The 12,046-nt window shown below is 72.7% G+C and carries 10 protein-coding genes and 1 pseudogene; 1 reads left to right on the top strand and 10 read right to left on the bottom strand.

The genetic code is table 11. From position 1 onward, the window contains the following. Window positions 1–135: 135 nt before the first annotated feature. From ACGF12_RS32060 to rpsB, 5 genes are all read right to left on the bottom strand, one after another. Entirely contained in the window at window positions 136–1,395 is a 1,260-nt protein-coding gene (locus ACGF12_RS32060) for a phosphatidate cytidylyltransferase (protein ID WP_393037917.1), read from the bottom strand. A gap of 329 nt (window positions 1,396–1,724) precedes the next feature. Continuing rightward, window positions 1,725–2,282 (bottom strand): ribosome recycling factor, encoded by a 558-nt coding sequence (gene frr / locus ACGF12_RS32065; protein ID WP_393037919.1) that lies wholly within the window; start codon window positions 2,280–2,282, stop codon window positions 1,725–1,727. 105 nt (window positions 2,283–2,387) lie between these two features. Continuing rightward, window positions 2,388–3,152, bottom strand: coding sequence for a UMP kinase (gene pyrH, locus ACGF12_RS32070; protein WP_030056790.1), 765 nt, complete (start codon window positions 3,150–3,152; stop codon window positions 2,388–2,390). 261 nt (window positions 3,153–3,413) lie between these two features. Then, on the bottom strand, window positions 3,414–4,253 hold the full coding sequence (tsf, locus tag ACGF12_RS32075; RefSeq protein WP_393037902.1) for a translation elongation factor Ts: 840 nt from the start codon (window positions 4,251–4,253) through the stop codon (window positions 3,414–3,416). Window positions 4,254–4,382: 129 nt separating this feature from the next. Beyond that, entirely contained in the window at window positions 4,383–5,285 is a 903-nt protein-coding gene (rpsB, locus tag ACGF12_RS32080; RefSeq protein WP_393037905.1) for a 30S ribosomal protein S2, read from the bottom strand. Between the two features lie 596 nt (window positions 5,286–5,881). On the opposite strand from rpsB, the pseudogene ACGF12_RS32085 reads away from it, so the two are divergent. Continuing rightward, window positions 5,882–6,445: pseudogene (locus ACGF12_RS32085) on the top strand (peptidoglycan DD-metalloendopeptidase family protein); the annotation flags it as partial. A gap of 216 nt (window positions 6,446–6,661) precedes the next feature. Here the strand turns inward: ACGF12_RS32085 and ACGF12_RS32090 are convergent. From ACGF12_RS32090 to ACGF12_RS32110, 5 genes are all read right to left on the bottom strand, one after another. Beyond that, window positions 6,662–7,246, bottom strand: coding sequence for a TetR/AcrR family transcriptional regulator (locus ACGF12_RS32090; RefSeq protein WP_393037922.1), 585 nt, complete (start codon window positions 7,244–7,246; stop codon window positions 6,662–6,664). Between the two features lie 112 nt (window positions 7,247–7,358). Continuing rightward, window positions 7,359–8,339: an RNA polymerase sigma factor WhiG gene (gene whiG, locus ACGF12_RS32095; protein WP_393037908.1), complete on the bottom strand. Its 981-nt coding sequence runs from the start codon at window positions 8,337–8,339 to the stop codon at window positions 7,359–7,361. Window positions 8,340–8,675: 336 nt separating this feature from the next. Further along, on the bottom strand, window positions 8,676–9,950 hold the full coding sequence (gene dprA / locus ACGF12_RS32100) for a DNA-processing protein DprA (RefSeq protein WP_393037911.1): 1,275 nt from the start codon (window positions 9,948–9,950) through the stop codon (window positions 8,676–8,678). Further along, a complete protein-coding gene (locus ACGF12_RS32105; protein WP_393037915.1) occupies window positions 9,947–11,656 on the bottom strand; it encodes a YifB family Mg chelatase-like AAA ATPase in 1,710 nt (569 codons plus the stop codon). Before ACGF12_RS32105 ends, dprA begins: the two co-directional genes overlap by 4 nt. Before the next feature lies 1 nt (window position 11,657). Next, complete coding sequence (locus tag ACGF12_RS32110; protein WP_393037925.1) at window positions 11,658–11,987, bottom strand: YraN family protein; 330 nt, start codon at window positions 11,985–11,987, stop codon at window positions 11,658–11,660. Window positions 11,988–12,046: the final 59 nt, after the last annotated feature.

Consider the following 12,046-nt stretch of genomic DNA (forward strand, 5'->3'; position numbering starts at 1 on the left):
TGCCGGGCGCCCCGCCTCTACGCCGTGATGTCTGGGCGGCCGAGTCGTTGGTTGCGGCCGCGCCCCCCGGGGCGCGCGCCGGCCCCCCCGCGCCCCCCCCCCCCCCGCGCTGAGCGATCGCGCTGAGCCGTCGCGCTAGCTGCCGACGAAGGCGGCGAGCAGCAGCCAGACCACCGGGGCGGTCGGCAGGAGCGAGTCCAGCCGGTCCATGATGCCGCCGTGGCCGGGCAGCAGCGTGCCCATGTCCTTGATCCCGAGGTCGCGCTTGATCATCGACTCGCCCAGGTCGCCCAGGGTCGCGGTGACCGCCGCGCAGCCGCCCAGGATCAGGCCCTGCCACCAGCTGCCGTTGTCGATGATCAGCTGCATCAGCAGGGCGCCCGCCAGCATCGACAGGCCGATGCCGCCGGCCAGGCCCTCGCGGGTCTTGCCGGGGCTGATCGTCGGAGCCAGCTTGTTCTTGCCGAACTTGTAGCCCACGGCGTAGGCGCCGGTGTCACTGCAGATCGTGACGATCAGGAAGAGCACGATCCGCTGGGGGCCGTCGTCGGCCGCCAGCATCATCGCCACGAAGGTGGCCAGGAACGGCACGTAGAAGGCGGTGAACACACCCGCCGTTATGTCCCGCAGGTAGTTCTCCGGCGGTGCGGCCATCCGCCAGACCATCACCGCCAGCCCGGTCAGCGCCAGCGAGGCGGCGGCCCACTCGACCCCGGCCCAGTAGCCGGTGGCGACCATCGCGACACCGCCCACCACCAGCGGGACCAGCGGCACCTTGATCTGCTTGCGCTCGGCGAGCCGGGACGTCAGCTCCCAGCTGCCGACCGCCACCGCGGCCATCACGACCACGAGGAACAGCGCCTTGACCACGAACAGCGAGGCGACGATCACCGCGCCGAGGCCCACCCCCACGCCTATGGCGGCCTGGAGGTTGCGGCCACCGCGCTGCTTGCGCGGCTCCGGTTGCGGGGCGGGCTGGGCGGCCACGGGTGTCTCCTGCCCTGGGTGGGACGACGGCACGAAGTGGGGCTGCCCGGCCGCCCGGTGGCTCTGTGGCGGCGCGGGATGCACCGGAGCCCCCGGGTACGGCTGGGCGCCGGGACCGGGGGCGGGGATGACGTCGTCGGTTATCGCGCGCAGCACGACCGTCTCCGTCACACCAGGCGGCGCCGTCTCGGGCTGCCCGTCCCGGAACAGCGGGCCGCCGCTCAGCCGGCCGGCCTCCCGGGCCGGGCCCGCGCCGGGGTCGGCCGACTGGCCGGGGACCGCCGGCTGGCCGTACGCCGCGCGCTGACCGGGGGTCGCCTGCCCGTGGTGCGGTGCCGGCCGACCCTGGGCGAGGCCGTGGTCGGGCACACCGGGGTGCGGGCCGGGATCGGCCGGTACGGGAGGCATGACCTGAGTGTCCTCCGCGTCTCCGCCCCAGTACACCGGAGGCTGCTGCGACTGATCCGAACGGAGGGCGGGGCCACCCGGGACAGCGCCCGGCCCGCCCTGGTGGGCGGCCTGGCCGGGGTGCCCCTGGGCGGGGTGCCCGGGGACGGCATGCCCCGGAGCGGCATGCCCCTGGACGGGCTGTCCCTGGACCGGCGCCGGGTGCTCGCCGTACCCCGGCGTCGGCTGGGCCGACGGCCGGGGTGCCTGCGGCTGCGGCGCCGGGCGGTAGGGCTGGAACTGCTGGTCGGACGGGCCCCAGTAGCCAGGGGCGTCAGGGGCGTCGTTCATCAGACCTCGAGCAGCTCGGCTTCCTTGTGCTTCAGCAGCTCGTCGACCTGGGCCACGAACTTGGCCGTGGTGTCGTCGAGCTCCTTCTCCCCGCGGCGGCCGTCGTCCTCGCCGACCTCGCCGTCCTTCACCATCTTGTCGATGGCGTCCTTGGCCTTGCGGCGCACCGAACGGATCGAGACCTTGGCGTCCTCGCCCTTGGTGCGGGCGATCTTGATGAACTCCCGGCGGCGCTCCTCGGTGAGCTCGGGCAGCACCACCCGGATGATGGAACCGTCGTTCGACGGGTTGACGCCCAGGTCGGAGTCACGGATCGCCTGCTCGATGGCCTTCAGTGCGGTCTTGTCGAACGGCGAGACGACCGCCATCCGGGGCTCCGGCACCGAGAACGAGGCCAGCTGGTTGATCGGCGTCACGGCACCGTAGTACTCGGCGACGATCTTGGCGAACATTGCCGGGTGGGCACGGCCGGTGCGGATGGCCGCGAGGTCGTCCTTGGCAACGAGGACGGCCTTCTCCATCTTCTCCTCGGCCTCGAGGAGGATCTCTTCGATCAATTCGCTCACTGTGGTCTCCCTGTCCGGTTCATCTGCTGTTGTCCCGACCGGTGTCGGCATCGGGGCCGGTCGCGGCGGACGCCGTCCCGCACGGCTGGTTGCTGCTCAGGCCCGGACGGAATCCTGGCTGATGAGTGTGCCGATCTTCTCACTCTTCACCGCACGCGCGATATTGCCCTCCGCCAGCAGTTCGAAGACCAGCATCGGGAGGTTGTTGTCCTTGCACAGCGTGATCGCGGTGAGGTCGGCGACCTTGAGGTCGCGCGCGATGACCTCGGAGTACTCCAGCGCGTCGAACTTCACCGCGTCCGGGTTGGTCCGCGGGTCGGAGTCGTAGACGCCGTCCACGCCGTTCTTGCCCATCAGCAGGACGTCGGCGTGGATCTCCAGGGCGCGCTGGACGGCCGTGGTGTCGGTCGAGAAGTACGGCATGCCCATACCGGCACCGAAGATCACCACACGGCCCTTCTCCAGGTGCCGGACGGCCCGCAGCGGCAGGTACGGCTCGGCCACCTGGCCCATGGTGATGGCGGTCTGGACCCGGGTCTCGATGCCCTCCTTGACCAGGAAGTCCTGCAGCGCCAGGCAGTTCATCACGGTGCCGAGCATGCCCATGTAGTCCGAACGGGCCCGGTCCATCCCTCGGACCTGCAGCTCGGCGCCCCGGAAGAAGTTGCCGCCACCGATGACCACCGCGACCTCGGTACCGGCGCGGACGACCGTGGCGATCTCCCGGGCGATCGCGTGCACGACGTCCGGGTCGACGCCGAGCCCGCCGCCACCGGCGAAGGCTTCACCGGACAGCTTGAGCAGCACCCGGCGGCGCGAGCCCGCCTTGGGGTCCTGCGCGGTCTCCTGCGTCTCCTGCATGGACTTCTCCTTTTTGCACCTGCTGGCTCACAGGCCTGGGTGTGCGGATACCCGGCCTGCGCGTACACGCGAGGAGGCCACTGCCGCGGGAACCGGTTCGGTGTCCTGCACGGCAATGGCCTCCTCGTCGTTCATGGTGCCGAAGCGGCCCGCCCATGGACGGTTGGCGCTGGGTGAGCCCGTTCGGCGTTCCGCCCGCCCTGGTCAGCGGGCGGGGGCGGTTCCCAGCCTAAAGGGGGCTGGGACCAGGTGGAACGTGGCTCAGGCGCCGACGCGGAAGCGGGCGAAGCGCTTGAGGGCGACGCCGTTCTCCTCGAGGACCTTGGCGACGGTCTTCTTGTTGTCCTTCGCGAAGGCCTGCTCCAGGACGGAGTTCTCCTTCACGAAGCCGGTGACGCGACCCTCGACGATCTTCGGCAGGGCGGCCTCCGGCTTGCCCTCCTCGCGAGCGGTGGCCTCGGCGACGCGGCGCTCGTTCTCGAGCTCCTCGGCCGGGATGTCCTCGCGGGAGAGGAACTTCGGCGCGAACGCGGCGATGTGCTGCGCGACGTCCTTGGCGACCTCGGCGTTCTCCTTGTCCAGCTCGACCAGGACGCCGACGGCCGGCGGCAGGTCGGGGCTGGTCTTGTGCAGGTAGACCGCGACGAAGCCGTCACCGTCGAACTGGGCGAAGCGACGGAAGACGATCTTCTCGCCCAGGGTCGCGTTGGCCTCGTCCACGAACTGCTGGACGGTCTTGCCGGCCTCGATCTCGGAAGCCAGGGCGGCGTCCAGGTCGGCCGGGGCGGTCTTGGCGACGTGGGCGGCGATCGCGTCGGCGACCTTGACGAAGTTGTCACCCTTGGCGACGAAGTCGGTCTCGCAGTTCAGCTCGACCAGAACGCCGGACTTCTTGTCCTCGGCGATCAGCGCGGCGACGGCGCCGTTGGAGGCGTCACGGCCCTCGCGCTTGGCAACACCCTTCTGGCCCTTGATGCGCAGGAGCTCGACGGCCTTCTCGACGTTGCCCTCGGCCTCGTCCAGGGCCTTCTTGCAGTCCATCATGCCGGCGCCGGTGAGCTCACGGAGCTTCTTGACGTCCGCGGCGGTGAAGTTCGCCATGGTGTGAATCTCTTCTCGCGTCTCGCGTGTCTGCGTGGGGATGCGCCGGGACCGATGGTTCGGCCCCGGCGCGGGAGAGAGGGGTACCTACCGGTGTCGCACCGGTGGGTACCCCTCACCCTTGGTGCGTCAGGCCTGCTCGGCCGGGGCCTCAGCGGCCGGAGCCTCAGCGGCCGGAGCCTCAGCGGCCGGAGCCTCAGCGGCCGGAGCCTCGGCGGCCGGAGCCTCGGCGGCGGCGGGGGCCTCCTCGGCCTTCTTCTCGCCCTCGATGAGGTCCTTCTCCCAGTCGGCCAGCGGCTGGTCGGCACCCGGCTCGGCCTTGGCGTCGCCCTTGGCGACACCGGCGCGGGCCTTCAGGCCCTCGGCCACGGCGTCGGCGATCACACGGGTCAGCAGGGTGACGGAGCGGATCGCGTCGTCGTTGCCCGGGATCTTGTAGTCGACCTCGTCCGGGTCACAGTTGGTGTCGAGAATGGCGACGACCGGGATGTTGAGCTTGCGGGCCTCGCCGACCGCGATGTGCTCCTTCTTGGTGTCCACGATCCAGACAGCGCTGGGAACGCGCTGCATGTCGCGGATACCGCCGAGGGTCTTCTCCAGCTTGTCGTGCTCGCGCTGGAGGACCAGGAGCTCCTTCTTGGTCAGGCCGGAGCCGGCCACGTCCGAGAAGTCCAGCTCGCCGAGCTCCTTCAGGCGCTGCAGACGCTTGTAGACGGTCGAGAAGTTGGTCAGCATGCCGCCGAGCCAGCGCTGGTTCACGTAGGGCATGCCCACGCGGGTGGCCTGCTCGGCGATGGCCTCCTGGGCCTGCTTCTTCGTGCCGACGAAGAGCACGCTGCCGCCGTGGGCAACGGTCTCCTTGATGAACTCGAAGGCGCGGTCGATGTAGTTCAGCGACTGCAGCAGGTCGATGATGTAGATGCCGTTGCGCTCGGTGATGATGAAGCGCTTCATCTTCGGGTTCCAGCGGCGGGTCTGGTGACCGAAGTGGACGCCGCTCTCCAGCAGCTCCCGCATCGTGACGACGGCCATTGCCGTGCTCCTCAGGTGTTACGGCCCGGCTGCGGCGTTCCCGTGAGGTTTTCCCGTCGGGCAACCGCCTGCGGCCAGGTCAGGCTCGGTTTTGTCCGTGGCGGCCAGGTGACAGCCACGCCTGACGCCCCGATCGTGCCGAGCCGCTTCCACCCGCTCGGTCCGGGGACCGGTCGGGCTCGGCGGACCGAGCGGCACTCGCACCTGGCAGCGCCGCGGAAGAACCGCGTGCGACCACCGGTGGCGGGGCGTGCGAAGTCGACCCGGTGGACCGGGTCGCGTGTGAAGTGTACGGGAAGCGCCGAGGAGCGAGCGACTTCGCGAGCGACGGAGGGCCTGCGGAGGGCCTGCGGAGGGCCTGGGAGAAGCCTGGGAACGGCTGCGACCGGCGGGTCCGCAGCGGCGGGAGAGCAGTGCGGGCCGGGTGCGCTTCGGTCGGCTGCCTGCCCGCGGTTCGGTGCTCGCATGCCGTTTGTACACCGGATGGCGGCGCCCGTACACCCGTTGGGGGGACGGCGGTCGGGGGCGGGGGCGGTTTGTCCACAGAAATCCGGAACGGGGTGGTGTGGGGGCGGGGGTTGGATCAACCTCGGGGCATGACTGGGCTCAGTGGGGTTCGAAGGGTGTCCGCCGCGTTCACCGTGCTTGCCGTGTTCGGCGGGGTGGTGCTGGTGCTGGCCGTGGTGGCGGCACTGGTGCTCGGGTGGCCGGGCAGTGCGGGGGCGGCGGCCGCCACACCCGGGGCGGACGGCCCGGGTGTCGCGGCCGGTCGCGGTGCGGCGGCCGGCCGCGGCGCGGAGGCGCGGGCCTGGCCGACGGGCGGGCCTGATGGGGTGCTGGGGCGGTTCGAGCCGCCGGCGAAGCCTTGGGCGGCCGGGCACCGGGGAGTGGACCTCGCCGCCGTGCCCGGGGCGGAGGTGCGGGCTGCAGCCGACGGGGTGGTCGCGTTCTCCGGGCTGGTGGCCGGGCGGCCGGTGCTGACCGTCACCCACCCGGGCTCGGGGACGCCGCCGCTGCGGACCACCTACCTGCCCGTCACCGGCACCGTCCCGGTCGGCACCGCGGTGGCCGCCGGGCAGGTCATCGGGCAGCTCGCCCCGGGTGGGCGGCACTGCGGCGCACGGGACTGCCTGCACTGGGGGCTGCTGCGCGGCAGCCGCTACCTCGATCCGCTGGCCCTGCTCGGCGTCGGCGCGGCGCGACTGCTGCCGCTGGGCGGGGTCGGGCGGGCGGATGGCTCCGGGTTGCACGGGCCCACTGCGGGCGGGTCTGTCGTGGGTGGGGGCCCTGTCGTGGGTGGGGGCCCCGTCGTGGCGGGTGGCACTGTCATGACTGGGGGCCCCGGCATCGGTGACGGTTCAGACGTAGGTGGCGGCTCAGGCGCGGGCGAGACCGTGCAGCGCCAGGGCGACGGCGGCGTCAGCGATCGCCTCGGGGGTCTCGGCCTGGCAGCCCGCGCGGTCGCCGGCCGCCAGCTGCTCGGCCCGGCGGACGGCCGCCTCCACGACCCCCTGGAGCAGCGCAGCCGCAAGCCGGGGCTGTTCGTGGCCGAGGTCCTCCAGCGCCTGGACGACCAGGCCGACCAGTCGGCCGTGCGCCGCCCGGATGCGCTCGCGCGCGGCCTCGTCGAGCTCCAGCGCCGAGATCGCCACGACCGCGCGGTGCCTCGGGTCGGCGGCCAGCGCCAGCTGGCCCCGGACATACGCCTCGACCCGCTCGGCCGCGGTGTCGCAGCTCTCCATCCCGGCCTCGATCTCGGCCGCCCAGAGCGGGAAGTCCACCTCGCAGAGCGCCTCGACCACGGCGGCGCGGGAGCGGAAGTACTCGTAGACCGAGGAGCGCGCCAGCCCGGTGCGCGCCGCGAGCGCGGGGAAGGTCAGGGCCTCCATGCCGCCCTCGGTGAGCAGGGTGCGGGCAGCGTCGAGGAGGGCTGCCCGCTGCAGCTGGCGATGCTCGGCCACCGTGGCCGCTCGGATCTTCGGCACGCCCCCACTGTACGGAGCCATACCTTCGGCCGATACGGTGCCGCGCGTTCGGACGAGGTGCCGGCCCGCCGGGTGGATCCGGCGTGGGCTACCGGACGTCCGAGAGCTTGGCGCGCAGCTGGAGGACGGACTTGGTGTGGATCTGGCTCACCCGACTCTCCGTCACCCCCAGCACCTGTCCGATCTCGGCGAGGGTGAGTCCCTCGTAGTAGTAGAGGGTCACCACGGTCTTCTCCCGCTCGGGGAGGGTGTTGACCGCTTGGGCCAGCAGCCTGCGCAGCTCGCGGTCCTCGGCCACCTCGACCGGGTCGTCCGCGCCGTGGTCCTCCAGGGTGTCCATCAGGCTCAGTCGGTCACCGCCCTCGCCGACCGGGTGCAGCAGCTCGTCCAGGGCCACCACGTTGGCGAGCGACAGCTGGCTGAAGATCGCGTGCAGGTCCTCGATCGCGATGCCCATTTCGGCCGCGACCTCGGGATCGTGCGGCGTCCGGCGCAGCCGGGCCTCCAGTGTCGCGTACGTCCGTTCGACGGCCTTCGCCTTCTGCCGCACGGAGCGGGGGATCCAGTCGAGGGCGCGCAGTTCGTCGATGATCGCGCCGCGGATGCGGCTGATCGCGTAGGTCTCGAACTTGATGGCGCGGTCGATGTCGAACTTCTCGATCGCGTCGATCAGCCCGAAGACCCCGGAGGAGACGAAGTCGGCCTGCTCGACATTGGAGGGCAGACCGACCCCGACCCGGCCCGCGACGTACTTGACGAGTGGTGAGTAGTGCAGGATCAGCTGCTCGCGCAGCCGCTGATCGCCGGTCTCCTTGTAGCAGCGCCAGAGCTCTTCGAGCGCGCTGCGCCCCGGGGTACCGGACGAGGAGGCGGCGCCCGGTGGGGAGGTGGCGTCCGGGGTGGGGGCGCTGCCGGGCGGGCGGGGCGCGCGGTCGGCGGGCGCGCCGCTTGGCGCGCCCTCCTCACCGGCTGCCCTGTTGGCGTGGGCCGATTCGGTGTCGCGGGCCGCGTCCGCGGGCTGGCCCGGCACCACCGTCGGCCGGCCGCCCTGGCGCGACAGTCCTCCCATCGTCCCCGCCGACTTGGACGGGAACTCGGTCGCCGGTCGCCGCTCGGTCCGCGGCCCTCCCGAGGACCGAGCGCCACCGGTCACTCTGTGTCCGGGAATGTGTGTGGGCATACGTTGGTCTGCGCCGTTCTGCCGAGTCATGTGCTGATAGGGAAGGCAGGTGGAGCGTAGCGTGACCGACTCACTGCAAAGCGCTACCGCCACTCGGTGGTCCCCCGATCCGGTGGCACTCGCCCACCGGATCCGGCCACACGAGCGGAAGAACCGGATCAGCAGGTCAGCCGGGCCGTCCCGGCGCGCCCTCCCCAGGCGCACGTGCGTTCTCCTTCTCGACGATCACCCCCTTCTCCGCACCACACGCCAGTGCGCACCGTGCCGCTCCACGAAACCGAGCGAGGTCAACTCGTAGAGCCGCTGGAGGACTTCGTCCGGCGAGAGTCCGGACTGACGGGCCAGCCGCTCGACCGGGGCACCCTGCGCCGTGGCCGGGACGGCCTCCAGCACCCTGGCCACCGCGGGATCCAGCAGGTCCCGTGGCAGCACCGGGCCGCTGCGCTGCGGCGCCAGGTCCTCCCCGATCGCCCCGATCAGCTCGGTGATCTCGGCCGCGTCGGTGACCAGGGTGGCGCTGCCGCTGCGGATCAGGGCGTGCACCCCGGCGGAGAGCTCCGAGGTGACCGGGCCGGCCACGCCCATGGTGTGGCGGTTGAGGTCCCGCGCCCGTCTGGCCGTACTGAGGGCTCCGCTGCGCACGGCCGCCTCGACCACCACGGTGCCCCGGGTGAGCGCCGCGATGACACGGTTGCGGAGCACGAAGCGGAACCGGTTCGGGTGCTCCCCCGGCGGGAGTTCGCTGACCAGCAGCCCCTGGACGCCGATCCGCCGGATCAGCTCGGCGTTCCCCTTCGGGTAGGCCACGTCGACCCCGCAGGCGAGCACGGCGATCGTCATCCCACCGACGGCGAGCGCCCCTCGGTGGGCGGCCGCGTCGATCCCGTAGGCGGCTCCGGAGACCACCACCCACCCGCGCTCCGCCAGTTGGGCCGACAGCTCCCCCGCGACGTGGGCGCCGTAGGCCGTGCAGGCCCGGGAGCCCACCACCGCCACCGAGCGCAGGGCGAGCAGCCGCAGTGATCCGGTGCCGCTGGTCCACAGCCCGATCGGGCGTCCGTCGCCGAGGTCGTCCAGTTGACTGGGCCATTCCGTGTCCCCCGGAATGATGAAGCGTCCACCGACGACTCGTACCCGTTTCAGGTCGCCCACCGGGTCGAGGCCAGGCAGCCGAGCCTGGTAGGCGGCCAGCCGGGCCGCGTCCAGCCCGGGGTGGTCGGGGACGGTACCCGCCCGGATCGCCCGCACCACCTCCACGGCGGAGAGCTGGCCGAGCCAGCGACCGACCACCGCGTCCCCCGGTTCGCTCAGCCGGTTGAGCAGGACGCGGGCGAGACGCTCCGGCTCGGGGACGGCAGTGGTGTCGGGCTCCGCCGCGGTGCCAACCACGGCTGCGGTGTCCAGCGCGGCTCCGGCCCCCGGCGCTGCCACGGCCTCCGGCACGGCTCCGTTGCCGGCCTCGGCCGTGCGGGGCGCTTGAGGGGTCCTCAACCGGTTCATGCCGCTCCCTCCTCCTTCGCCGGGGGTTGCTCCCGCTCCTGCGACCAGTCGTCGTCCGGGCCGCTCCGGCGCTGGGCCGGGATGCCCCGGAGCCGGCCGAAGGGGCGTTCGGTCAGCGGCAGGCCCTGCTCGACCCCGGTGCGCATGACCAGGGCGGTGCGCACGTCCCGCTGGTCCGGCCGGTCGCGGCCGGCCAGATCGGCGACCGTCCAGGCGACCCGGAGCACCCGGTCCAGGCCCCGGGCGGTCAACAGGCCGCGCTCCAGCTGGTGCGCGGCGTCGTTGAGTGCGCCGGGCGCGAGCTGCCAACGGGTGCGCAGTTCATGGCCCGGCACCTCCGCGTTGGTCCGCCACGGGGTGTGCTCCAGTCGGGCCGCCGCCCGCTCCCGCGCGGCCAGCACCCGGGCCGCGACGGTCTCGGTGCTCTCCGCCGTGACGTCCCGCTCCATCAGCTCGACCCTGGTCACCGGAGCGACCTGGACCTGGAGGTCGACCCGGTCCAACAGCGGGCCGGAGAGCCGCCCTTGGTAGCGGCTGACCATCGCGGGCGTGCACTCGCAGCCCTCGCCCCGCCGTGAATACCGGCCGCACGGGCAGGGGTTGGCGGCCAGGCAGAGGAGGAACCGGGCCGGGAGCCGGAGCGATCCGGCCGAGCGGGCGATCACCACCTCGCCCGACTCCAGCGGCTGGCGCAGCGCGTCGAGCACCCGCACCGGGAACTCCGGTGCCTCGTCCAGGAAGAGCACGCCCCGATGCGCCAGCGAGACCGCCCCCGGTCTCGGCAGGCCGCTGCCGCCGCCGACGATCGCGGGCATCGTGGTGGAGTGGTGCGGGGCGCAGTAGGGCGCGGTGTCGATCAGTGGGCGCCCGGCCGGGAGCAGGCCCGCCACCGAGTGGACGGCGGTGACCTCCAACGCCTCCTTCTGGGTCAGCGGCGGGAGCAGCGAGGGCAGCCGCTCCGCCAGCATCGTCTTGCCCGCGCCCGGAGGCCCCTTCAGGTAGAGGTGGTGTCCCCCGGCGGCGGCGATCTCCAGCGCCCGCCGGGCCTCGTACTGGCCGGCCACGTCGGCCATGTCGAGGCGGAACGCCCGCTCGTCGGGCAGGCCCCGCACGCAGGCGCTGGGCAGCATCAGGCCGGCCATCAACGGATCCGGCCGGCCGCCGATCGGGTCGGGCGGCTCCTCCGGCGTCGTCGCCCCGGTCAGGACGGCGACCAGCTGGCGCAGGCTGCGGACACCGATCACCGTCACCCCGGGGACGAGCGAGGCCTCGGGTGTGGTCTGCTCGGCGACCACCACCCGCTCGTACCCGGCGTCGGCGGCAGCCAGCACCGACGGCAGCACCCCGCGGACCGGCCGCACCCGGCCGTCCAGCCCCAGCTCGCCGATGAGCAGCAGATCGGCGATGGAGGACGGGTCGAGCCGCTCGGCGGCGGCCAGCACAGCGCAGGCCACCGCGAGGTCGAAACCGCTGCCGCTCTTGGGCACCGAGGCGGGGCTGAGGCCGACGGTCAGCTTGCGCTGCGGCCAGGCCTCCCCGCTGTTGCAGACCGCGGCGCGGACTCTGTCGCGGGCCTCGGTGAGTGCCTTGTCGGGCAGGCCGACCAGGGTGAACGCGGCCACCCCGGGCTCCAGATCGGCCTGGACCTCGACGATCACTCCGTCGACCCCGACCAGCGCGACGGAACAGGTTCGGGCGAAGGCCATCTCAGACCACCCCCCGCAGGTGGTCGACCAGGGCCGCACCCCGCGCCCGGTTGACCACGGCCACCAGGTCGATCCGCACCCCACCCGGTGGAGCGGGCGGCCATTGCGGATCGGCCGGCCCGGGGTCGTACCCGGGCCCGGCGAGCCGGGCGAAGTGGCCCGGCCAGCGCTCGGCCATCCAGCGCTCGGCCAGGCGTTGCAGCCGGGCGGCCTTGGCCCGGCCGATGGCCTCGCTGGGTTGTTGGAAGCCCCGCTCGGAGCGGGTCTTCACCTCGCAGACCGCGACGGTGTCGCCGACTGGTGAAGAGGCAGTGTTCCAACCTTGCGCTATTCGACTTCCTGGACGGCTTCGAGGTACTCAGCCCAGCCGTTCTGGGCGTACTGGGCCCA

Origin of the sequence: Kitasatospora sp. NPDC048296 (assembly GCF_043201815.1) — a bacterium.
Classification (GTDB): domain Bacteria; phylum Actinomycetota; class Actinomycetes; order Streptomycetales; family Streptomycetaceae; genus Kitasatospora.